Genomic DNA, 20,909 nt, shown 5'->3' with positions numbered 1-20,909 from the left:
CCGGCCATCGGCGCCAAACCATATTTGCATAGGCTTACCTAATGCTCTACCCGGCGCCGGGAGGGCCGATCCGCCCAACCATGAGACATCCAACTTTACTTAGGCTAACCTTAACCGCATGGGTAGAGGAGCCAACGGCGTGATCCTGAAAATGTGGCGCGCCGACGATTACAAGCTGCGCGTCACATCGACCGAACACATCACCGATACCTACATACGCATCGGCTTCACCGCCGGCGGCCTGCTCGCCGACCACCCGGCTCATCCCACGCAGTTCATCCGACTCTGGATCCCCGACGCAACCACCGGCAAACTCCACCATCGCGGATACACACTGGTGGACCAGGACCCCGAGAACGACCACTTCCACATCGAATTCGCCATCCACTCCGGACCGGCCAGCGAATGGGCGCTGCGCGCAACCGTCGGCGATATGCTCGAGGCCTCGGTCCTCGGCTCGAAATTCGACCTGCCGGACACCGCCCCGAGCGAGTACATCATCATCGGCGACACCGCATCGCTGCCCGCCGTCAATTCGCTGCTCGACGCAATCGGCGACACCCCCGCGCGCGTCTGGCTGGAGTGGCAGTACGAATCCGACACCTCCCTACCGGTACGCGACAAGCCGAACCACACGGTGACCTGGCTGCAGCGCATCGACGATGGCCTGCTGCTGCGTGAGCGGGCACAAGAAATCTCGGTGTCCGACACCGTGTTCGCGTGGGTGGCGTGCGAGGGCGCCACCACGCGGTCCATCGTCAAAACACTCAAGACCATCCATGGCCTGCCCAAGTCCTCGATCAAGTACCAGGCCTACTGGAAGTAGCCCGTAACACCGACCCGTGCTCGGGCCCGGTTCACCCGCTGCGGCGATATAATCCCGCCGACGGTGAACCGGGCCCGAGCACGACCGAACAAGCCCGCGCCTATGTCTGCGCGAGCACCTCTTCGTCGCTCATCGCGGCCACCTCGAGATACATCCGGGCGATCTGCGGCAGCCGCCCTTCCTGCGGATCCCGCTCCTGCAGTCGCTGCGCGAGCGCCGAGACGGTACGTGCCGCGAAGATATCGGCGACCACCGCATAGTCGGCATCCAGCCACTCGCGCACCCGAGCGATCACCGTGGTGGCCAACACCGAATCACCACCGGACCGGAAAAAGTCGTCGTGCACCCCGATATCGTCGAGCTCGAGCACACCGGCCACGATATCGGCCAGAGCGGCCTCCACCTCGGTACGCGGCCTCCCGTCCGGGACGGTTCCGGCGTCTGTTTCCAGCAGGGCGGCCACCGCCCGCCGGTCCAGTTTTCCGTTACCGGTCAACGGCATGCTCTTCAGGAACTCGATACGCGAGGGGACCATATAGCCGGGCAACCGCTCCGATACCGCGTTCACGATATCGGCGGTGTCGAGTTCCGCCTCGCCCGAAACGGCGGCGACAAGCTTCGGCGCGCTCGTTCCCACCACCGTCGCCAAGGCGTGCCGCACTCCCGGCACACTCCGCAGTGCGGTCTCCACCTCGCCGAGTTCCACCCGGTACCCGCGAATCTGCACCTGGTGATCGGCGCGACCGAGAAACTCGATCGTGCCATCGGGCCAGTACCGCGCCATATCACCGGTTCGATACCAGCGCATCCCGTCGTACTCGACGAAGCGTTGCGCCGTCCGCTCGGGATCGTTGCGATATCCCGCGGCCACATTCGCACCACCCACCCAGAACTCCCCCGGTACCCAATCCGGGCAGTCCCGCCCGGCGGCGGAGACGACACGACAGCGCACATTGCGCAGCGGAACGCCGAACGGCACGGTCGCCCAGTGCGCGGGCGGGTCGGCGACCTCGCAGATGGTGTTGTGGATAGCGGTCTCGGTGGCACCGCCCAAACCGGAGAAACGGCAACCCGGAACCCGGCGGACCAATTCGCGAGCCAGGTCGGCACCGACCCAGTCGCCCCCGATGGTCACCGCACGCAGCGAATCACCCAGCTCGTCGCCGCCGATCTCCAGGATCATATCGAGCATGGCAGGCACACAGTTGAGGAGGGAAACCCGGTGGCGGCGCAGCAACTCCACCCATGAGGTGGCTTCGGCACGCTGACCGGCGTCGAGTGCGACGATCGAGCCGCCCGCCGAGAACATTCCGAAGATGTCGTATACCGATGCGTCGAACTCCAGGGCCGACAGGCCCAGCACTCGGTCGGTCCGGCCGACCTGGAACCATTCGTTGACCGCGTCTATGGTGTTCATCGCGGCGCGGTGCGGGACGTCTACCCCCTTCGGCACTCCGGTGGACCCGGAGGTGAAGATAACGTAGGCGATGCTCTGGGTATCCGGGAAAACCGGCTGCCGCAAGGGATTCGGATACTGCCGTGCCGCCGAAACGGAAAGGCAGCGAACACGCCCGGTGTCCATATCGGCGCCCTCGGGGACGAGAGCGGCGACCACCTCGCCGATGCGCAGGATCTCGGCCCGTCGCGCCGCGGGCTGGTCGAAACCGATCGGCACATAGGCGGCACCGGCCGCGAGCACACCCAGGACCGCGACGACCTGATCGGCCCCCTTGGGCAGTTGCACTGCCACCGTGTCACCGGGTCGGACACCGCTGTCGGTGAGTGCGCCGGCCACCGCCAAGGCCTGCGCCGCCAACGCACCGTAGGTCATGCCGCCGTCGACGCCGTCGCGGGTCCACATCACCGCGGGCGCGTCGGGATCGGTCGCCGCGTGGTCGAACAGGCCCTGGTGCAGGCAACGCCCGCTCACCGGGCCATCAGTGGTATTGACCTTCGCGCGCACCCGCGCCTGCTCCACAGGCAGCCGCACGGCGGCTTCGGCGTCCCAGCCCGCATCCCCCTCGCAGAGCCGGCCGACCGCCTCGGTGTAGTGGGTGAACATGGCATCGATCATGCCCTCCGGGAAGGCGGAGTCCCGGACGTCCCAGTTGAGCAGCAGGCCACCGTTCACCTCCGTCACCTGGGCGTCCAGCAGTACCTGCGGCCCTTGCGAGATGATCCATACCGGCTCACCGAACGTATCGGTGGCCGATTCGGCGAATAGCTCACCCAGATTGAGCGCACTGGTGTAGACGATCGGAGCCAGCACCGGCTCCCCCCGATGTCGACCGAGGTCACGCAACACCTCCAGCCCGGAATACGCGGCGTGCGCCCCGTTCTCGTGCATGGTTCGCTGTAAGGTCCGAGCCCGCTCGGCGACCGTCACATTATCCGCGACATCCACGTCGAGCATGATCGAGGAGCTGAAATCACCCACCACCCGGTCGATACCTGGATGCACCGGTTCACGGTGGAACAGCGGCACATTCAGCAGGAACCGGCTCTGCGCCGACCACCCGCCGATGGTCTCGGCGAAGACCGAGGCCAGGGCCATGGCCGGGGTGATACCACGTTCGTGCGCCGCGCTCAGCAATCGCCGCTTGGCCTCCGGGGCCAGCCAATGGTCGTATCGGACGGTGCGGTTCGGTGCGGCGCGTTCGGCGACGGGAACGGTCGGCAACTCCGGCGCACCGGGCAACTCGGCCATCCGCTGCCGCCACCACTCGCGATCGCGCTCTCGGGCCGCCTCGTCGATGACGCGTTCGGTGCGGTAGCGCCGGTAACTGTACTCCTGTTCGGGCAGGCGGCGACCGTGGTAGAGGTCGGCCAGATCGGCGACCAACACGCGGTAGCTCATGGCGTCGGCGGCGATCATATCGAGATCGAGATGCAGCCGGGTTCGTCCATCGGCGAGCAGACTCAACACGACGTCGATGACCTGCCCGTCCTCGATCGCCAGGCGTTGGTGCGTCATCCGTTCCCGCAGCCGCTCGAGTTCCGACTGTGTTTCTTCGTCGGATCGATCGCGCAGGTCGACCGTTGTGAACACCGAGCGCCCCGGCGTGGCCATCGCCTGCTGGGTGCCGTTCGGAAGAATCCGGGTACGCAGCATGGGATGGGCGGCGACGAGGTCGGCCACTGCCCGCTCCAGCCGAACCGGGTCGACCCGACCGCCATCGAATTCCACGTACAGGTGGGCGGCGACTCCGCCGAGTTCCTGTTCGTCGGAACGTCCGATCCAGTACGCGTGCTGCATCGGTGCGAGCGGAAACGCTTCGGATTCGTCCGTAGCCGGCACGAGATCCGCCGGGCCGCTCTCGGCCTCGAAGTCCTCGGCGACCGCGGAGTGAAGCAGGCCGGTATCCGTGCCCTGCTCACCCTCGGTGAGCATTCTGTGCCAGTGGTTCACGGTGGGTGCCGCGACCAGCTCGGCGAAGTTGATGTCGCGTCCTCGTTTACGCCAGCCGCCGGCCAGCTTCATGGTCCGGATGGAATCGAGCCCCAGCTCGATGAGATCTGCGTCGTCGGCGATCTCGTCCGCGGGGATTCCCAGTTGCTCGGCAACCGCCGCACGCACATCGCCGACCCGTATGGCCTCGACCCGCCGCTCTGATTCCGTCACCGCTGTCACTCCTTGCTTCTTTCGCGGTAGCCCCGCACCAGCAGAGTAACCTATCTATATAGGGTTGCCTAACCTAAATAGAAGTCCTGGTGGGCGCCGAAACCGAGCGGCCGGATTCATGATTCCAGGATCAAACGGCCTTCCGAAGTCCACCACGCACGATGTCCCGTCCGGAACAGCCGCGCACCGACCTGGAATGGGTCATCCGCGAACCGGTCCAGGTCGCCACCATCGGCAAACCCGACCGCCAGGGCCCGTCCGCCCACATAGACCTCGCCCGCCACACCCGGCGGTACCGGCCGACGCTCGGCATCGAGAAGGAGGACCTTCGCCCCGGGCACCGGTCTCGTCCACCCGGTTACCGCAACCGGACCCCGGGTCACCGCACCGAGGTAGGCAGGCGTATGGAAGGCAAAGGTAGCGACCGCATCCGGTGACACCGTGCGCACGGCGGACAACAGCTCGGGGCCACCACGGACTCCGGCCAGGTCCCAGCGCGTCACGCTCGGCAGCCGCCCGGCCCTCGCCGCCGCGAGTTGCACCGGCATCCGGGCCTCGGCGACCACCAGGGTTATGGAATATTCTTCGATCAGTTCGGCCAATGCCACCGGATCGCGTCGCTGCGCCTCGGTCGGCACGACCACCGTCGCACCCGACGACCACGCCGCGATCGAATCCACCACATTCTGCGCATCACCCCACGGCAGGGCCAACAATCGCACATCGGGCGGTCGTAACGCGGGATCGACCCGACAGGGCCGGCGATCGGCGGCAACACAATAGCGGTCCGCCACGACCGCCTCGATGGCGTCGACTCCCAACAGCAGTCCGCGCTCGCCGAAACGGCCGGCACCCGAGCGCACCGCCGCGACAAGGTCGCCGGGCAGACCGATCACCCTCTCGACGGTGCGGCCGGCGACCGCTCGCGATGAATCCTCCCGCCGGTCGGACGGGCCGAACAGATCACCGTAGGTCACCACATCGTCCCCGCAACGTGCCGCGACCCGACGTCCGGGCACCGCGTGACAATGGCGGATCACCGTGGCGAGGGCGGGCACATCACACGGTTCGACGCCGCTGGCCCATTCACCCAGCACCCGATCCCGGGGCTGTAGCTCCGGTTCGGCGATCCGGCCGACACTCCTGACATCGTCGATCACGGTCATAGGTCACCTCCTCGAACGGGCGGCGGGTCCGACCTCGGCCTCAGAGGTCCGTTCATTGCCGCTCCCGCTCTCGTCGACCGCCCGGTGCTGTCGCTCGCCGCGGTATACGGCCGTCACCACTCCGGACATCCTTACCTCTACCTGAGTGTAGGCTTACCTTATCCTCAATATGGTAAGAGCCTCCGGCCTCGCATGACCTACCGAATCCGGATCGTCACATCCACGGCGGTATTGTCACCCCACCCCACCGAGATCCAGGAGGCTCATGATGACCGATACCGAGTCCGCCCCGAACATAGTGGTGGATAGCTCAACCGAATTCGGTGCGCGAGTCGCCGCGCGACTGGACCGCGAACGGATCGTCTGGCCGACCACCGTCGACGGCGGCGGCACACCCCAGCCCAGCCCGGTGTGGTTCCGCCGGCACGATGGCGCATTCCTCATATTCAGTCGGCCGAATCGCCCGAAGATCCGCAACATCAGGCGCAACTCCCGGGTCTCGCTACATTTCAACAGCACCGAGATCGGTGGAGACATCTGCGTGTTCACCGGCACCGCCCGGGTCGAGGACGCGGGCGTGGACCAGGCCGAGGTCGATGCCTACCTAGACAAATACACCGAGAGGTTGGCCTCCCTCTCGATGACCAGGGAACAATTCCTCTCCGACTACTCGCTGCCCCTTCGGATCATCCCCGACCGGCTGCGCGGTTTCTGATCGACCACGACCGATGTTGTTCCGCAGGTCACCGTGGATGCCCCGGCGCCGGGCGGTCCCCGAGCAAGCCCTGAGGTCGTTGCGGTGAGAAGAAGACAGCAGCCCCCGCTGCCCAAGCGGCACGGCTTGGACCCGGCCCGGCTCCGGCTGCCCGAGGACGGCGACTGGGCCACGATCCGTGACCACCTGGTGCACCGACTCCCCCGGGTATCCCCGGACCGGATCGACGAGCTGCTCCGCGAGGGCGGCATCGTCGACCTCAACGGCCCCATCGCCCCCGACGCGCCCTATGTTCCGGGCGGCGCGATCTGGTTTCATCGCGACCTGCCCGAGGAAACGCCCGTTCCCTTCGACATTCCGATCGTGTACCGGGACGACACCATCCTGGTTGTCGACAAACCGCATTTCCTGGCCACTATCCCCCGCGGCCGACACATTCTGCAGACCGCTCTCGTCCGGATGCGCCGCGACCTCGACCTCCCCGACCTGATCCCCGCCCACCGCCTCGACCGGGCCACCGCCGGGCTCGTTCTGTTCGTCGTCGACCCGGCCCGCCGCGGCGCCTACCAGACCATGTTCCACCGCCGCACGGTGCGCAAGGAATACGAGGCCGTCGCCCGGCACGACCCGGCCCTGGAACTGCCGACCACGGTGTGTAGCCGGATCATCAAGGAAAAACACGTGTACGCCGCCCAGGAGGTTCCGGGCGAACCCAATGCCCACACCCGGATCCAACTGCTCGAACACCGCGACGGCCTGGGCCGCTACCGCCTCCACCCGCTGACCGGCCGTACCCACCAGCTCCGACTGCACATGAACTCGCTGGGCGTCCCGATACTCGGCGACGATCTCTACCCGGTGCTCACCGACAAACCGGTCGACGATTTCACCCGCCCCCTCCAACTGCTGGCCTCGGCCCTCGAATTCACCGACCCGGTCACCGGCACGCTCCGCCGCTTCGAGACCACCCGCACGCTCCAGGCGTGGACGTCCTACAAGGACTGGGCCGGGCCGGTCGGCACCTGACGACGTGCGGACCGGTCGGCGGAGTCATCAATCCGTGGTCGTACCAACGAGACCGCGCCCATAACGCATCACGGCCCACTGTCCGGCGACGGGCCGTCATCGGTGAACACAACTCTCAGGGCCGGCGGTGGTCCGTATGTCTCCTCCGCGTTCACGATCACCTCGATCCGAGCCGCTACCCGGTCCAGGTCATCGCCCAGGTGGCCGACGTGCGGTACGAACACCGTATCGACCCGCTGATGTTCGACCACCTCCAACAACTTCCCGATCGGGTCACGGGTCGTGTGGGAGAACGCGATGGTCTTGCAGAGGTTGAAGCCGAGCCGTTTCGCCAGACCGCGCATCTGCGTCTCGTCCCATTTCTGATGGACCCCGGAGATATCGGTGCGCAGATATGCGATGGCCTGGGCCCGGTCTGTCCACATCACCGCACACCCCCGATCAGCGCGACAGAGGTATCGTCGACGATCCGCAGGTCACTCCAGGCGCATTTATCCGGGCCTCCCACGGACGCCGAGACCCACTGGCCGGCTTTCCGCTCGGGTGGCGTTCCCCCGCATCGACCCGGCACCCCATGACCGCCTCCGATGAGCTGCTCGCTCCCGGCCGGTCTCCGGTAACGCGGCGGGAAGAATTCGCCGCTGCTCCCGTCCCAATCCGTTCGCATATTCCCCTCCTGCACGGTTGTTCTATTGACCAGGATCAACGCCACCGAGCCGAAACGGAACTGCCGTCGTATCACATTGCGCCGCCCTTTCACCGAACTTCGGGGCAGAACAACGGCTCCGCCATGCGGGAAGTGAAAGCCGGCCGTACGGAGCTCGACGAAATCGGCTGTGTCGCCACCGCGGCCCCGCCAGAGCCCGCTTCCGCAATCGGTGGTACGCCGTTCCGTATCGGCACGATCAGGGCACGGGCTCGCCGTGTTCGAGGTATCGGGTGCTGTTCTCGACACACGCGATATAACCCTGCCGGATACGCCGAGCCAGCCGTGGGATCACGACATCGTCGAGTCGTCCGACCGAAACCCATTCCCACCGGTCCAGTTCCGACTCCTGCAATACGATCGCCTGGTCGTCGCCGAGCTCACCGCAGTCGAACAGGTACAGAATCTTGTCCCCCTCACTCGGATTCGGCGCCCAATCGTGCACCAACAGACGCCGAGGTGGGCGCTCGATTCCGAGCTCCTCGCGAATCTCACGCCGGCAGGCGGCAGCCGGTGACTCGCCGGGTTCGACATACCCGCCGGGAACGTCCCAACCGTGGCCGTAGGTCTTGTGAACGAGCAGCACGTGATCCTCCCGCACGAACAGCGCCCCCGCCGCCAGACGCGCATATGCGATATCCTCTGTCATCATCTCCCCGCCTCCGGTACCCTGTACACCGAGCTCCCAGTAGAGCATGGAGGTGATACCGCGCCGAATGCGGCACCGCAGGCGCACCCCTGTCAGGGCGGCCCTATCGGCTCTCACAGCTGTGCCGGCAAGAAGACGCCCTCCCGAGCCGATCGACGGCCATGGCCGAGAATCCCGACGAATCACGCTTCGACCGCCGGGCACGCGACCGCGAAAATTCCCCGCCGTATCTCCGCCCCACCCGTGTCGTCCTTCACACTTCGAATCCCCGGTCGAACACGAAGCGGTGTGGTCAACGCCGTCCGACGAATACGCCGAAGGCCCGCCCCGACACATGCGGGAAGCGGGCCTTCGGTATACGACTCTCGGCCGAGGCGGAGCAGACCTACTTGGCCTTCTCCAGAACCTCCACCAGCCGCCACCGCTTGGTGGCCGACATCGGGCGGGTCTCCATCAACTGCACGCGGTCGCCCACACCGGCGATCTCGTTCTCGTCGTGCGCCTTCACCTTCGAAGTGGTCCGGATGATCTTGCCGTAGAGCGGGTGCTTCACCCGGTCCTCCAGCTCCACCACGATGGTCTTGTTCATCTTGTCCGATACCACGTAGCCGATCCGTACCTTGCGGCGGTTACGCTCCTCGGTCAGCTCGTGGAGCTCTGCGGCCGGGGTGTTGCGAAACAAGCGCCTTCGTGCGGAGCTCACCGACAGACACCTGTGACCGCCCATCCCACACAGGGCGGGGGGCGATCGATATCGTCCGAGATGCGAGATCCAGGCGGTGCCGATAGCGTCACCGCCAACCTCCGGCAACCAGGAAGGACCATAACCGTGGTCGATCGCCACGTTATCGACGTTCACATCCTGCTCATACGCGGCCACCGGCTGTTACTCACCCAACGCCGCGGCGGTGCCTTCGACGGAGAATGGCACCTTCCCTCCGGCAAAGTCGACGCCGGGGAACCGTTGACCGCTGCCGCCGCCCGCGAAGCCAGAGAAGAAATCGGCGTCGTCATCGACCCCACCCACCTGCGGTTCGTCCACGCCGCCCACGTCGCGAACTCCGGCCCCGAGCCCCGACTCGGCATATTCTTCGAAGCCTCCGAGTGGGTCGGGGAGCCAACCAATCAGGAACCCGACAAGTGCAGCGACGTGCGCTGGTTCCCGGTCGATCAACTCCCCGACAACCTCATCGCCTACCCAGCCGCAGGCATCCGCACCTACCTCGACGGTAAGAACAGTGAGGTATTCAGCGAAATCGGCTGGGAATCGGCACCGGCTCCCATCTAACGGCGCAAACGGTCGTGCTGGGCATGCGCCAATGCGACCAACTTCGCCCTCACCACATCGATCGATACGTCACTGAACTGCACATTCGTCGAGAAATTGAACTCATCCCGCCCGAGCATCGCCTCATCGACCCCGCCGCTGGTCAGATCCACCGCCGAATAGTTCAACAACTCTGCCGGGGTGTAGCGGCCGGTCTGCATCAGCCGATGCCACTCCGGTGTGCCGGGGTACGGGCGGAACTCGAATACCGATGCCCGAAATCGCCCCGGCAACCGGTCGGTGACCTCCCACAGTCGGTGCACGAGCCGCTCGGTGGCGTCTATCTCATCCCGTGTTTCGCCCGGGAAGCCGAGAATGAAATACCCCTTCACCCCGATACCGCGCTCACCCAACCGGCGCACCACCTCCACGGCCATGTCCGGTGTGATCCGCTTGTCGATGTAGTCGAGCACCCGCGCGCTACCGGACTCGATGCCCAACGCCACCTCCCGCAACCCATTCGCGGCCAGCTGCTCCAACGTGGCATCACTTGCCCGGTGCAGCACATTGATCCGGCCGGTAGCGTCCCAGCGCGCCCACCTGCCGACATCCTCGGCCGTGAACGCGTCCATCATCCTCTCGATCACCCGCCTCGCCCCCAAGAACAGGTCATCGACAAACCGGAACGCCCCCACCCCCGCCGCCCGCAACTCGCTCATTTCCTCGATGATGTTGCGCGGATCGCGCACCCGGATAGTGATATCGGGGTTCGCTGATACTGCCGCACCGCAGAACGAACAGTCGTACGGGCAGCCTCGCGCGCCAACCATATTCGCCTCCCACATTCCGTCCTCCAGATGTGGGTCCTGCACCAGGAAACGGCGGTCCACGAATGGCAGCGCGTCGATATCCGGCGCGAGGTGACGGCTGCCGCCCGGCGTTCCGCCGGTCACGGGTGTCCTTGTCATCGGATCCAGCCACATCACTCCCGGCAGTAGTTCCCTGCGACGGTAGTCGTACAGCAGTTCCACAACCCGGGTCTCGCCCTCCCCCACCACCAGCGCGGCGCAGCGCGCCATCCTCGGATCGGTCAGGACCTCCGTCGGCATCGCCTTGGCCTGATGCCCACCCAACATCACCTGAATATCGGGATCCAGTCCCGCTGCGATCCGCGCACTGATCTCATAGGTCGGGGCCAATAGGTTGAAACCCACCCACCTCGGCTCCGCCGCGTTCACCACCCTGATAACGAAATCGACGCCGAGACCTGCGGCTTCGGCGTCGAGAACCCCCACATTGAACCCTTGTTGTGCCGCGTAGGTGGCGATGTAGGCCATCCCCAGCACCGGCAGCGTGAAATCGTTGACCCGGGGGCGGTGCTCGTAGTCCCGCAACGGTGCGTTCACGAACACCGCGTCCAACGGGTGCTTCGGGTTCGCCCCGGCAATGTACCGTTCAAAGTCTTTGTTCAACATAGGTACCTCCCCATGCAAGGGTCAGCAATGTCCACTGCGATAACTGCTCACCGGCGATCTCCCGCCACACCGCTGCGAACTCGGGTTCGGTATCGGGCCAGCCGAGCTCCGGAGCCATCCGCGCCGCCCAAGTTCGAACCGCGAGATCAGAAAACGGGTACAGGCCGAAATCATTGGTGTAGTCGGCGACGGCCGCACCCGCTGTCCAGGCACCGATGCCCGGCACCGACACCAACGCCTCCACCAACTCCGCGCGCTGCTCGGCCGTGCGGCGCAACATGCTCCAGCGTTCGCCATGTTCGAGGAACGCCGCCGCTGCCGCGACCAGCTTCTTACGTTGGAATGTCATCCGTAGGTCAGCGAATTCGGAATCCGACATCCGCAATACAACTTCCGGGGCGGGCGCCCACATCAGCGCCGCACCACCGTCATCGACCACCGCGCCCGTGGCCCGCCCGAACGACCGATACAACGCGCGCGCGGTCGCGGCCCGGATAACCTGCCGTACGATGGCGGTTGCGATCGCATCCCACAGCGACGGGTTCGCCACCCGCACAACCACTCCCGCGTGCTTCAACGGTGACACCAGAGAATCCGGCCCCGACAGGGCTGCTGGATCGAACTCCTCGACCACCGTCGCCGCTCCCCTGCCCTGCACCGAGTCAACCCGCAAATCGAGGACGTCGCCGTGTCCGCCGGCGGTCAGCACCGACACCGACCTGCCATCGGTAACCGCGCGCCGCACCTCGGCACCGTCGCGGACCCAACCAGGGTGATCGGTCATCAAACGGACAGCCGGCATCGTCGTCTCCTTCGTCGTGTTGTGTCCGCCCATCATGTCCCCCTCGCGCTGCCGCCACGCCGGGGATCTACCTCCGCAATCCTGGCCACCAGCTCGGCCACGACCTCGTCCGGACTCAGCTCACCGCAATCGAGCAGGTACACCGGCCATCCGGCCGCACCCAATTCCTCGGCGACCTCGGCGAAACGCTGCACTTCGCCGGTGTCGTGCGCGGCTTCGAACCGATCTCGTTCTACTCGCCGGGCCAGACGCCGTGACACCACCCCGGCGTCACCGATGAGGATCACCGCCAGATCTGGCAGGGGAATGCCATGGTTGATCTGCCACACCAGCTCAACCGGTACACCGTCGCGTACCTGCAATACCAGCGACGACGGCAGATACCGATCCGTGACGACCAACGCCCCCGACCGCACCGCCGGCAGAATGTCGGTCGTCACGTGATGGTGTCGGTCGCCGGCGACCATACACGCCAACGCCATCCCGTGATACGTGTCGGCGTGGGCTCGAACAAACTCACCCAGCGGGGTCGCGGTCGGCTCGCACGTGGCATGCACCCATTCCCCGGCCTCCCGCAACCGTGCGACAAGCCCTTTACATGTCGTGGTCTTCCCGACCCCAGAGGGGCCGTCGATACTCACGAACATCCCGTCCCAATTTTCGCCGTACATACCATCTCCCTTCCAGCGCAAATGGACATGCACGCACCGGATACACGCCATGAACACAGAATTCGCCCACCCGCTGGCACCCCCTGCCGGTCTGAAACAACCCCACCCGATTGCTACGTCAAGGCTGACATACGAAAACGAATCCGTCAGCAAATCAACAGGTTTCAGAGATGAGGGAGCCTGACACCTTCGTCGAGGCTTCCGCCGGCACCTCGGTCAGCCGGAAGACCAGGCGGCCGAGAATCAAGCCACCCAGCATAATTGCGTCGGAGACCACCGCGCGTAGGTCTCGCCGTTCTGTTCTATTACATCGGCCTGCGCGACTATCCGCGCCAACTGTCCTTCCAAGTGGTCAACGGTTGGTACGAAAACCGCCTCGGCCCCGTGCAACCTGATTCGATCCTCCAGAATCACCAATCGCTGAACCTGGAAATCATCGACCCGGATCAGGACGCGCAACTGGTAGCCGAAACGGGTGGACAACCGCTTCATCCGGTGCTCGTCCAGTCCCCGGGCGTCGCCACTGAGGTCAGTGCGCAGGTAGACGACGGCAGGCACGCTCGGAGTACATCACGGTGTGTTTCCTACGGATACGAATGAGGCACCTACTGCTACTTGCCCACCACACCTCGACAGGAAGATCCAGGGTTCGCGCCCACAGTCCCGTCCAGTCGGCCAAGTCATGCGCGCGGGTCTTCGGGACGGGTAGCTCGCCATCGGGCGATAACACCGTCGACCTCGTCCTGTGGACGGTACGAACGGTCGCATGTATCGAGGGTGCGAAGACCCGTGGCGATATGTTCCAAAGTGGCACGATCATGACATTCGCTTTCTCGCCACAATCGAAGTGTGGTCGCCATCGCCTGAGTTCCGACGGGTGCTCTGACGGGCAAGCGTGGTACCTCGCCATTACGCGGCACCATGGCGTCCACGTCGGCTACGGGCAGATCAGCGGGAATCTCTGTCATCGGAGACCTCAATAGGAGTTGTGGTGGGGTATCGGATTCCGCACCGGGTTGGGCAGGTTGCCGGGTCCGAGCGGAAACCAAGGTTCTGTTGCCTCGCGCCCATCAAGAATCCCCTGACGTATAGGGACGCAGTAACCGCCAAAATAGGACTTATAGGGACACTTTCGAGCAGTATGAAGGCATGCCGAACGAACGCCTTCGAGGCGCAATGGCCGCCGCGAATCTCACGAAGCACGCCCTTGCCGAGCGGTTGGAAGTCAACGTGAAGACCGTCGAGCGGTGGATTACGCAGGGCCGATGTCCTCACCCAGGGCTGCGGCTCGCGGCCGCTCGCGAACTGGGTCGTGATGAGACCTATCTGTGGCCCGAACTCCTGGCGGGCAGTCGAACCACCACAGCGTCCCTGTCCGAAATTGTGCAGATCTGGCCAACCCGGTCCGAAGTGCCACACGAAGTTTGGCGTTCGCTCATGCAGCAGACCACGAACCGTATCGATGTTCTCGTCTACGCGGGCGGCTTCCTGGTGGAATCACTCGACTTCGTGGATGTCGTCCGCTCCAAGGCAGCGGCCGGTGTCGTGATTCGAATCCTCCTGGGCGAATCCGACTCGCCCGAGGTGACTGCTCGTTCTCGCGAAGAGGGCCTGCCGTCTTTACCTCAACGCTGCCGATCGACGCTCGAATACCTCTGGGAAACAACCTCCTCCCCCATGGTCGATATCCGCACCCACCGCACCCCGCTGTACAGCAGCATCTATCGCTTCGACGGCTCGATGCTTGTCAACACTCACAGCTATGGTGCCTACGCGGCGAGGTCGCCGGTCCAACACTTCCAGCAAGTGCCCGGCGGCCGCCTGTTCGGCTACTACTCGGAGTCGTTCGAAGCCGTCTGGGCAACGGGTCGTCCGGCACTACTCTGAGCTCATGGGACGCCGAATCGACTACCATCAAGATCCCAACGCACCGACCGCCAACAGCGTGCGGCCGAGCGCCGGCGCCTTCGTCCATCGTGATGGCGCGGTACTACTGATATGCCGTTCCGATAACGGAAATTGGTCGATGCCCGGTGGGGCGCACGATCCGGGCGAGTCTCTGACTCGAACCGCTGTACGTGAAACTCAGGAAGAAACAGGGATCGATATTCGTGTCACCGGGCTGGTCGGAATCTTCACCGACCCGACCCATGTCATCCATTACACGAGTAACGATGAGGTTCGGCAGGAATTCACGGTGATCTACCGGGCCGAGCCGATCGGCGGCACACCGGCACCCAGTGGCGAAAGCACACGAGTCGAGTGGATCCCGGTCGATCGGATTCCCGATCTGCGGATGGACCCCAGCCAGCGGAAGCGAATCGACTGGGCACTCACTCGGGACGAGCCCTACATCGATTCCGACGCCCGCTGAACAGCTACCCGCAACCGGGGCTCCGCGCGCGTTATCGCGGTGTGAACGACACTCCCCACCTCGTATCGTCGCAGGATCTCCGCCAGGCGTTCGTCCACGGTGAACGCTTCTCCGCTTGGACCGGTGGATAGATCCGCCCACCACATGAAATCATCGGCGATGCTCAGTCCGGGAACGTCATCCAGCGCAAACGGCTCGAAAATACTTCTGTCGAGGCCGCGCACTTCCGCTTCGACCTCGGACGCGGTGTGAAACGCAACCATATGACACACGACCGGCGAGTAGCCGAGCGATTGTAGTAACCGGGCCCCGTCGATCGGATGAAACCCGATATCCGGGTAGCCGTAACCGACGTCGTGCAGGTACGCCGCCGTTATCGCGTCTCCGCGTAAGGGCGACGGCAGGCGGTGCGCGACGCTTTCCATCCTCCGGCCCACAGCTATCGAATGAGCCCGACGCGGCTGCGTCAGCGGCGCCAGCAGTGCTGCCGTGACCTCGTCCACGGCGATCCATGCTACGCGCGGCTCACTGACATGGCTGTTGCCAAAGCGACCGACTCGCAACAACCGAATACGCCGAAGGCCCGCCCCCGACACATGCGGGAAGCGGGCCTTCGGTATACGACTCTCGGCCGAGGCGGAGCAGACCTACTTGGCCTTCTCCAGAACCTCCACCAGCCGCCACCGCTTGGTGGCCGACATCGGGCGGGTCTCCATCAACTGCACGCGGTCGCCCACACCGGCGATCTCGTTCTCGTCGTGCGCCTTCACCTTCGAAGTGGTCCGGATGATCTTGCCGTAGAGCGGGTGCTTCACCCGGTCCTCCAGCTCCACCACGATGGTCTTGTTCATCTTGTCCGAGACCACGTAGCCGATCCGTACCTTGCGGCGGCTACGCTCCTCGGTCACCTTCTCCTCGCTCATGCCGCATCTCCCTTGTCAGCGGGTCCGGTGGCCAGTCCGAGCTCACGCTCACGCATGACCGTGTAGATACGCGCGATCTCGTGACGCACCACACGCAGCCGGCGATTGTTGGTCAACTGACCCGTCGCCATCTGGAAGCGCAGGTTGAACAGCTCTTCCTTCGACTCACGCAGGCGGGAGACGAGCTCCTCCTCGGTCAGCTCGCGGAGCTCTGCGGCCGGTGTTCCGGTAGCCATCAGAACTGCTCCTCCCTCGTCACGATCCGGCACTTCATCGGGAGCTTGTGCATCGCGCGGCGCAGCGCCTCGCGAGCGATCTCCTCGTTCGGGTAACTCATCTCGAACATCACCCGACCCGGCTTCACGTTCGCGATCCACCACTCCGGCGAACCCTTACCGGAACCCATACGGGTCTCGGCGGGCTTCTTGGTCAGCGGACGGTCCGGGTAGATGTTGATCCAGATCTTGCCGCCACGCTTGATGTGGCGGGTCATCGCGATACGCGCCGACTCGATCTGCCGGTTGGTGACATACGACGGCTCCAGCGCCTGGATGCCGAATTCACCGAACGCCACCGAGGTGCCGCCCTTGGAGATACCGGTGCGCTTCGGGTGATGCTGCTTGCGGTGCTTGACCTTGCGCGGCATCAGCATGGGTCAGCCCTCCTGCTTTTCTGCCGGGGCGTCGGCCACCGCGGTGGCGGCGCGTCCGGCCTCGGTGCTGGTCGCGGTGGTGCCGGAGGATCCGGAACGACGCGGGCGGCTCGGCCGCTCCCGGCGCGGGCGGTCGCCGGCCGGAACGCTCTGGGCGGCCTGCTCACGGCGGCCGCCGACGATATCGCCCTTGTAGATCCAAACCTTCACACCGATACGACCGAAGGTGGTCTTGGCCTCGTACAGGCCGTAATCGATATCGGCACGCAGCGTGTGCAGCGGCACCCGGCCTTCGCGGTAGAACTCCGAGCGCGACATTTCGGCGCCGCCCAAACGGCCCGAGCACTGCACGCGGATGCCCTTGACGTTCGGCGAACGCATGGCCGACTGGATGGCCTTGCGCATCGCGCGACGGAACGCCACCCGGTTGGACAGCTGCTCGGCCACACCCTGGGCGACCAGCTGGGCATCGGTCTCGGGGTTTTTGACCTCGAGGATATTCAGCTGCACCTGCTTACCGGTGAGCTTCTCCAGCTCGGCGCGGATGCGGTCGGCCTCGGCGCCGCGGCGACCGATGACGATGCCCGGACGTGCGGTGTGGATGTCGACGCGAACCCGGTCGCGGGTGCGCTCGATCTCCACCTTGGAGATACCGGCGCGCTCCATACCGGTGCTCAGCAGCTTGCGGATGGCGACGTCTTCCTTGACGTAGTCCGAGTACTGCTTATCGGCGTACCAACGGGACTTCCATTCGGTGGTGATACCGAGACGGAAGCCGTGGGGGTTGATCTTCTGTCCCATTTACTTCGCCCCTCCCTTCCGGCGGCCACGAGTGCCACCGGCGGTGGGGACGCTCTCGACCTCGATCGTGATGTGGCTGGTGCGCTTGCGGATACGGAACGCCCGGCCCTGGGCGCGCGGCTGGAACCGCTTCATGGTCGCGCCCTCGTCGACGTAGGCCGTCGAGATGACCAGAGTGTCCGGGTTCAGGCCGAAGTTGTTCTCGGCGTTCGCCGCGGCACTGGCAACGACCTTGGCGACGGGCTCGCTGGCGGCCTGCGGAGCGAACTTCAGCAGGGCCAGGGCCTCGTCGACCCGCTTGCCGCGGACCATGTCCACAACGCGGCGAGCCTTCATCGGAGTCACGCGAACGTACTTGGCGGTCGCACGCGCGGTCGGGTTCTGAGTCTCGGTCGTCGTCATCGCCGCTTGCTCTTCCGATCTTCCTTGACGTGGCTCTTGAACATCCTGGTCGGCGCGAACTCACCGAGCTTGTGCCCGACCATGGACTCCGAGACGAACACCGGCACGTGCTTGCGGCCGTCGTGGACGGCGAAGGTGTGGCCGATGAAATCGGGGATGATGGTCGAACGACGCGACCAGGTCTTGATGACCTGCTTGGTGCCCTTCTCGTTCTGCACGTCCACCTTCGCGAGGAGGTGATCGTCGACGAACGGGCCCTTCTTGAGGCTGCGTGGCATTTCTTACCTCCTCCTTAGCGCTTCTTGCCGGTACGACGGCGGCGGACGATGAGCTTGTCGCTCGGACGGTTGGGCTTACGGGTGCGGCCTTCCGGCTGGCCCCACGGCGAGACCGGGTGGCGACCACCGGAGGTCTTGCCCTCACCACCACCGTGCGGGTGGTCGACCGGGTTCATGACCACACCGCGAACGGTGGGACGGCGGCCCTTCCAGCGCATACGGCCGGCCTTGCCCCAGTTGATGTTCGACTGTTCGGCGTTGCCGACCTCGCCGACGGTGGCGCGGCAGCGCACGTCGACGCGGCGCATCTCACCGGAGGGCATACGCAGCGTGGCGTAGGGGCCTTCCTTACCCATCAGCTGGATGCTGGCGCCGGCCGAGCGGGCCAGTTTGGCGCCGCCACCGGGACGCAGCTCCACCGCGTGGATGGTGGTACCGGTGGGGATATTGCGCAGCGGCAGGTTGTTGCCGGGCTTGATATCCGCGGTCGGACCGGACTCGATGAGAGTGCCCTGCCGCACACCCTTGGGGGCGATGATGTAGCGCTTCTCGCCGTCCCGGTAGTGCAGGAGCGCGATATTCGCGGTGCGGTTCGGGTCGTATTCGATATGCGCGACCTTGGCGGGCACGCCGTCCTTGTCCAGCCGGCGAAAATCGATCAGCCGGTAGGCGCGCTTGTGGCCGCCACCGCGGTGCCGGGTGGTGATCCGGCCGTGCGCGTTGCGGCCGCCCGTGCCGTGCAGCGGACGGATCAGCGACTTCTCCGGGGTGGACCGGGTGATCTCGGCGAAGTCCGAGACGGACGAGCCGCGGCGACCCGGGGTTGTCGGCTTGTGCTTACGGATTGCCATGAGTTCTTCTCTGCTTTCTGGAATCCCCGCCGCTTACGCGACCGGGCCTCCGAAGATCTCGATGGGCTTGCTGTCGGCCGAGATGGTCACGAGCGCGCGCTTGGTGTTCTTGCGCTTGCCGTAACCGAAGCGGGTCCGCTTGCGCTTGCCCTGACGGTTGGCGGTGTTGACGCTGGTGACCTTCACCCCGAAGACCTTCTCGACCGCGATCTTGATCTGGGTCTTGTTGGAGTCCGGGTGCACCAGGAAGGTGTAGGTGCCTTCCTCGATCAGGCCGTAGGACTTCTCCGAGATGACCGGCGCCAGCAGGATGTCGCGCGGATCGGCGATGGTGGTCACTTGCTCTCCTCCTGTGCAGCCTCGGCCGGGGCGGTGGGGTGGGAGCCGGCACCACCGTGCACGAAAGCGTTCAGCGCCTCGACGCTGAAGACGACCTCGTCGCTCTCCAGAACGTCGTAGGTGTTCAGCTGATCCGGCGCGAGGATGTGCACGGACTCCAGGTTGCGTGCGCTCTTCCACGCGGCGACGTCTTCACGGCCGATCACGAGCAGGAACTTCCGGCGGTCCGACAGCTCGGACAGGAAGGTCTTGGCGGTCTTGGTGGACGGGGTCTGGCCCGCGACCAGTTCGCTGATCACGTGGATGCGCTCGTTGCGCGCCCGGTCCGACAGCGCGCCGCACAGCGCGGCCCGGATCATCTTCTTCGGGGTGCGCTGGCTGTAGTCGCGCGGCTTCGGGCCGTGCACGGTGCCACCACCGGTGAACTGCGGGGCGCGGGTCGAGCCCTGGCGGGCGCGGCCGGTGCCCTTCTGGCGGTACGGCTTCTTACCACCGCCCCGGACCTCGCCGCGGGTCTTGGTGGAGTGCGTGCCCTGGCGGGCGGCGGCCTGCTGGGCCACGACCACCTGGTGCATCAGCGAGATGTTCGCGGTCACGTCGAAGATCTCCGCGGGGAGCTCGATGGTGCCGTTGGTCTTACCGCCGATCTCCTTGACCGGCAGCGTCAGGTTGGCCTTCTTCTCGAGGCTGGTCATGCGTGCGCACCACCCTTCACGGCGCTCTTGACGATCACGACGCCGCCCTTGCGACCCGGGATCGCACCCTTGATCAGCAGCAGGCCGTTCTCGGCGTCCACCTTGTGGACCGACAGGTTCTGCGTGGTGACGCGGTCATTACCCATCCGGCCGGCCATCCGCATGCCCTTGAACACGCGACCCGGGGTGGCGCAGCCACCGATGGAGCCCGGACGACGGTGCACGGCCTGCGCACCGTGGCTGGCGCCCTGGCCGCGGAAGCCGTGGCGCTTCATGGTGCCCGCGTAGCCCTTGCCCTTGCTGACACCGGTGACGTCGACGAAGCTGCCCTCTTCGAACACGTCGGCGGACAGTTCCTGGCCGACCTCGAAGGTGGAGGCGTCCGCGACACGGATCTCCGCGACGTGCCGGCGCGGGGTGACCCCGGCCTTGGCGAACTGGCCGGAGACCGGCTTGTTCACCTTGCGGGGGTCGATGGCGCCGTAGGCGAGCTGCACGGCGCTGTAGCCGTCGCGCTCGGCGGTGCGGATCTGGGTGACCACGTTGGGACCCGCCTTGACGACGGTCACCGGAACGACGCGATTGTTCTCGTCGAACACCTGGGTCATACCGAGCTTGGTGCCCAGGATGCCGGCCGCGGGCCGGTTCTTGTTGTCAGTCATATCTCGA

Annotated in this window: 26 protein-coding genes; 6 read left to right on the top strand and 20 right to left on the bottom strand. The window is 65.4% G+C overall.

What is annotated here, in order from left to right; genetic code table 11:
• Positions 1 to 118 precede the first annotated feature (118 nt).
• A complete protein-coding gene (locus ON20_RS04015) occupies positions 119 to 826 on the top strand; it encodes a siderophore-interacting protein (protein WP_040833546.1) in 708 nt (235 codons plus the stop codon).
• A gap of 100 nt (positions 827 to 926) precedes the next feature.
• Here the strand turns inward: ON20_RS04015 and ON20_RS04010 are convergent, their stop codons facing one another.
• Positions 927 to 4,448, bottom strand: a complete 3,522-nt coding sequence (locus ON20_RS04010) for a non-ribosomal peptide synthetase (protein WP_051161579.1) — start codon at positions 4,446 to 4,448, stop codon at positions 927 to 929.
• A gap of 116 nt (positions 4,449 to 4,564) precedes the next feature.
• On the bottom strand, positions 4,565 to 5,614 hold the full coding sequence (locus ON20_RS04005; protein ID WP_040833545.1) for an AMP-binding protein: 1,050 nt from the start codon (positions 5,612 to 5,614) through the stop codon (positions 4,565 to 4,567).
• Positions 5,615 to 5,879: 265 nt separating this feature from the next.
• Between ON20_RS04005 and ON20_RS04000 the strand changes: the two genes are divergently transcribed.
• A complete protein-coding gene (locus tag ON20_RS04000) occupies positions 5,880 to 6,329 on the top strand; it encodes a TIGR03667 family PPOX class F420-dependent oxidoreductase (protein WP_245547022.1) in 450 nt (149 codons plus the stop codon).
• A gap of 84 nt (positions 6,330 to 6,413) precedes the next feature.
• Positions 6,414 to 7,355, top strand: coding sequence for an RluA family pseudouridine synthase (locus ON20_RS03995; protein ID WP_040833544.1), 942 nt, complete (start codon positions 6,414 to 6,416; stop codon positions 7,353 to 7,355).
• A gap of 68 nt (positions 7,356 to 7,423) precedes the next feature.
• Here ON20_RS03995 and ON20_RS03990 read toward each other — a convergent pair whose 3' ends face one another.
• From ON20_RS03990 to rpsQ (ON20_RS03975), 3 genes are all read right to left on the bottom strand, one after another.
• Positions 7,424 to 7,780, bottom strand: a complete 357-nt coding sequence (locus ON20_RS03990; RefSeq protein ID WP_218002431.1) for a hypothetical protein — start codon at positions 7,778 to 7,780, stop codon at positions 7,424 to 7,426.
• A gap of 480 nt (positions 7,781 to 8,260) precedes the next feature.
• Positions 8,261 to 8,827, bottom strand: coding sequence for an NUDIX domain-containing protein (locus tag ON20_RS03980; protein ID WP_218002430.1), 567 nt, complete (start codon positions 8,825 to 8,827; stop codon positions 8,261 to 8,263).
• A 268-nt stretch (positions 8,828 to 9,095) separates the two neighbouring features.
• Positions 9,096 to 9,356, bottom strand: coding sequence for a 30S ribosomal protein S17 (gene rpsQ / locus ON20_RS03975; RefSeq protein WP_040833593.1), 261 nt, complete (start codon positions 9,354 to 9,356; stop codon positions 9,096 to 9,098).
• Positions 9,357 to 9,539: 183 nt separating this feature from the next.
• Between rpsQ (ON20_RS03975) and ON20_RS03970 the strand changes: the two genes are divergently transcribed.
• Entirely contained in the window at positions 9,540 to 9,998 is a 459-nt protein-coding gene (locus tag ON20_RS03970) for an NUDIX hydrolase (RefSeq protein ID WP_040833542.1), read from the top strand.
• Here ON20_RS03970 and ON20_RS03965 read toward each other — a convergent pair.
• The 4 genes from ON20_RS03965 to ON20_RS03950 all read right to left on the bottom strand — a co-directional run bounded on the left by ON20_RS03965 (position 9,995) and on the right by ON20_RS03950 (position 13,483).
• Entirely contained in the window at positions 9,995 to 11,452 is a 1,458-nt protein-coding gene (locus ON20_RS03965; protein WP_040833541.1) for a B12-binding domain-containing radical SAM protein, read from the bottom strand. The genes ON20_RS03970 and ON20_RS03965 overlap by 4 nt on opposite strands.
• Positions 11,433 to 12,254 carry a DNA glycosylase family protein gene (locus tag ON20_RS03960; protein WP_218002429.1) on the bottom strand — a complete coding sequence of 274 codons (822 nt, stop codon included), beginning with the start codon at positions 12,252 to 12,254 and terminating at the stop codon, positions 11,433 to 11,435. The genes ON20_RS03965 and ON20_RS03960 overlap by 20 nt, the downstream gene beginning before the upstream one ends.
• Before the next feature lie 32 nt (positions 12,255 to 12,286).
• Positions 12,287 to 12,925 (bottom strand): dTMP kinase, encoded by a 639-nt coding sequence (gene tmk / locus ON20_RS03955; protein ID WP_040833590.1) that lies wholly within the window; start codon positions 12,923 to 12,925, stop codon positions 12,287 to 12,289.
• A 243-nt stretch (positions 12,926 to 13,168) separates the two neighbouring features.
• Complete coding sequence (locus ON20_RS03950; protein WP_040833540.1) at positions 13,169 to 13,483, bottom strand: hypothetical protein; 315 nt, start codon at positions 13,481 to 13,483, stop codon at positions 13,169 to 13,171.
• Positions 13,484 to 14,074: 591 nt separating this feature from the next.
• Between ON20_RS03950 and ON20_RS03945 the strand changes: the two genes are divergently transcribed.
• Together ON20_RS03945 and ON20_RS03940 are read left to right on the top strand one after the other, a co-directional pair.
• Positions 14,075 to 14,812, top strand: coding sequence for a helix-turn-helix domain-containing protein (locus ON20_RS03945; RefSeq protein WP_040833539.1), 738 nt, complete (start codon positions 14,075 to 14,077; stop codon positions 14,810 to 14,812).
• Positions 14,813 to 14,816: 4 nt separating this feature from the next.
• Positions 14,817 to 15,299, top strand: a complete 483-nt coding sequence (locus ON20_RS03940) for an NUDIX hydrolase (protein WP_040833538.1) — start codon at positions 14,817 to 14,819, stop codon at positions 15,297 to 15,299.
• Here the strand turns inward: ON20_RS03940 and ON20_RS03935 are convergent.
• From ON20_RS03935 to rplC, 11 genes are all read right to left on the bottom strand, one after another.
• Positions 15,275 to 15,865, bottom strand: a complete 591-nt coding sequence (locus ON20_RS03935) for an HD domain-containing protein (RefSeq protein ID WP_218002428.1) — start codon at positions 15,863 to 15,865, stop codon at positions 15,275 to 15,277. The two genes, ON20_RS03940 and ON20_RS03935, sit on opposite strands and share 25 nt — an antisense overlap.
• An 81-nt stretch (positions 15,866 to 15,946) precedes the next feature.
• A complete protein-coding gene (gene rpsQ, locus ON20_RS03930; RefSeq protein ID WP_040833537.1) occupies positions 15,947 to 16,222 on the bottom strand; it encodes a 30S ribosomal protein S17 in 276 nt (91 codons plus the stop codon).
• Positions 16,219 to 16,458: a 50S ribosomal protein L29 gene (rpmC, locus tag ON20_RS03925; RefSeq protein ID WP_039822435.1), complete on the bottom strand. Its 240-nt coding sequence runs from the start codon at positions 16,456 to 16,458 to the stop codon at positions 16,219 to 16,221. Before rpmC ends, rpsQ (ON20_RS03930) begins: the two co-directional genes overlap by 4 nt.
• The gene (gene rplP, locus ON20_RS03920; protein ID WP_040833535.1) at positions 16,458 to 16,874 is read right to left on the bottom strand and encodes a 50S ribosomal protein L16; all 417 of its coding nucleotides are present in this window, start codon (positions 16,872 to 16,874) and stop codon (positions 16,458 to 16,460) included. Before rplP ends, rpmC begins: the two co-directional genes overlap by 1 nt.
• A 3-nt stretch (positions 16,875 to 16,877) precedes the next feature.
• Positions 16,878 to 17,675 (bottom strand): 30S ribosomal protein S3, encoded by a 798-nt coding sequence (rpsC, locus tag ON20_RS03915; RefSeq protein WP_040833534.1) that lies wholly within the window; start codon positions 17,673 to 17,675, stop codon positions 16,878 to 16,880.
• Positions 17,676 to 18,077 (bottom strand): 50S ribosomal protein L22, encoded by a 402-nt coding sequence (rplV, locus tag ON20_RS03910; protein ID WP_040833533.1) that lies wholly within the window; start codon positions 18,075 to 18,077, stop codon positions 17,676 to 17,678.
• Entirely contained in the window at positions 18,074 to 18,355 is a 282-nt protein-coding gene (gene rpsS / locus ON20_RS03905) for a 30S ribosomal protein S19 (protein ID WP_040833532.1), read from the bottom strand. Before rpsS ends, rplV begins: the two co-directional genes overlap by 4 nt.
• Positions 18,356 to 18,369: 14 nt before the next feature.
• The gene (rplB, locus tag ON20_RS03900; RefSeq protein WP_040833531.1) at positions 18,370 to 19,206 is read right to left on the bottom strand and encodes a 50S ribosomal protein L2; all 837 of its coding nucleotides are present in this window, start codon (positions 19,204 to 19,206) and stop codon (positions 18,370 to 18,372) included.
• Between the two features lie 33 nt (positions 19,207 to 19,239).
• Positions 19,240 to 19,545, bottom strand: coding sequence for a 50S ribosomal protein L23 (gene rplW / locus ON20_RS03895; RefSeq protein ID WP_011207266.1), 306 nt, complete (start codon positions 19,543 to 19,545; stop codon positions 19,240 to 19,242).
• Positions 19,542 to 20,240 (bottom strand): 50S ribosomal protein L4, encoded by a 699-nt coding sequence (rplD, locus tag ON20_RS03890; protein ID WP_040833530.1) that lies wholly within the window; start codon positions 20,238 to 20,240, stop codon positions 19,542 to 19,544. The genes rplW and rplD overlap by 4 nt, the downstream gene beginning before the upstream one ends.
• Positions 20,237 to 20,902 carry a 50S ribosomal protein L3 gene (gene rplC / locus ON20_RS03885; protein ID WP_040833529.1) on the bottom strand — a complete coding sequence of 222 codons (666 nt, stop codon included), beginning with the start codon at positions 20,900 to 20,902 and terminating at the stop codon, positions 20,237 to 20,239. The genes rplD and rplC overlap by 4 nt, the downstream gene beginning before the upstream one ends.
• Between the last annotated feature and the right edge of the window lie 7 nt (positions 20,903 to 20,909).

It is taken from the genome of Nocardia brevicatena NBRC 12119, from assembly GCF_000308495.1.
Taxonomy (GTDB): Bacteria; Actinomycetota; Actinomycetes; order Mycobacteriales; family Mycobacteriaceae; genus Nocardia; species Nocardia brevicatena.
Note: the sequence above shows the minus strand (reverse complement) of the source record. Positions and strands in the feature narration are given on the sequence as shown.

Bases quoted from the DNA above. Each gene is read 5' to 3' on its own strand.
- rpsC (WP_040833534.1), bottom strand. From the start codon at position 17,675: ATGGGACAGAAGATCAACCCCCACGGCTTCCGTCTCGGTATCACCACC.
- ON20_RS03945 (WP_040833539.1), top strand. From the start codon at position 14,075: ATGCCGAACGAACGCCTTCGAGGCGCAATGGCCGCCGCGAATCTCACG.
- rpmC (WP_039822435.1), bottom strand. From the start codon at position 16,458: ATGGCTACCGGAACACCGGCCGCAGAGCTCCGCGAGCTGACCGAGGAG.
- tmk (WP_040833590.1), bottom strand. From the start codon at position 12,925: ATGTACGGCGAAAATTGGGACGGGATGTTCGTGAGTATCGACGGCCCC.
- rpsQ (WP_040833537.1), bottom strand. From the start codon at position 16,222: ATGAGCGAGGAGAAGGTGACCGAGGAGCGTAGCCGCCGCAAGGTACGG.
- ON20_RS04000 (WP_245547022.1), top strand. From the start codon at position 5,880: ATGATGACCGATACCGAGTCCGCCCCGAACATAGTGGTGGATAGCTCA.
- ON20_RS03990 (WP_218002431.1), bottom strand. From the start codon at position 7,780: ATGTGGACAGACCGGGCCCAGGCCATCGCATATCTGCGCACCGATATC.
- ON20_RS03965 (WP_040833541.1), bottom strand. From the start codon at position 11,452: ATGTTGAACAAAGACTTTGAACGGTACATTGCCGGGGCGAACCCGAAG.
- rplC (WP_040833529.1), bottom strand. From the start codon at position 20,902: ATGACTGACAACAAGAACCGGCCCGCGGCCGGCATCCTGGGCACCAAG.
- ON20_RS04005 (WP_040833545.1), bottom strand. From the start codon at position 5,614: ATGACCGTGATCGACGATGTCAGGAGTGTCGGCCGGATCGCCGAACCG.
- rplD (WP_040833530.1), bottom strand. From the start codon at position 20,240: ATGACCAGCCTCGAGAAGAAGGCCAACCTGACGCTGCCGGTCAAGGAG.
- ON20_RS03960 (WP_218002429.1), bottom strand. From the start codon at position 12,254: ATGCCGGCTGTCCGTTTGATGACCGATCACCCTGGTTGGGTCCGCGAC.
- rplB (WP_040833531.1), bottom strand. From the start codon at position 19,206: ATGGCAATCCGTAAGCACAAGCCGACAACCCCGGGTCGCCGCGGCTCG.
- rpsS (WP_040833532.1), bottom strand. From the start codon at position 18,355: ATGCCACGCAGCCTCAAGAAGGGCCCGTTCGTCGACGATCACCTCCTC.
- ON20_RS04015 (WP_040833546.1), top strand. From the start codon at position 119: ATGGGTAGAGGAGCCAACGGCGTGATCCTGAAAATGTGGCGCGCCGAC.
- rplP (WP_040833535.1), bottom strand. From the start codon at position 16,874: ATGCTGATGCCGCGCAAGGTCAAGCACCGCAAGCAGCATCACCCGAAG.
- ON20_RS03940 (WP_040833538.1), top strand. From the start codon at position 14,817: ATGGGACGCCGAATCGACTACCATCAAGATCCCAACGCACCGACCGCC.
- rplV (WP_040833533.1), bottom strand. From the start codon at position 18,077: ATGACGACGACCGAGACTCAGAACCCGACCGCGCGTGCGACCGCCAAG.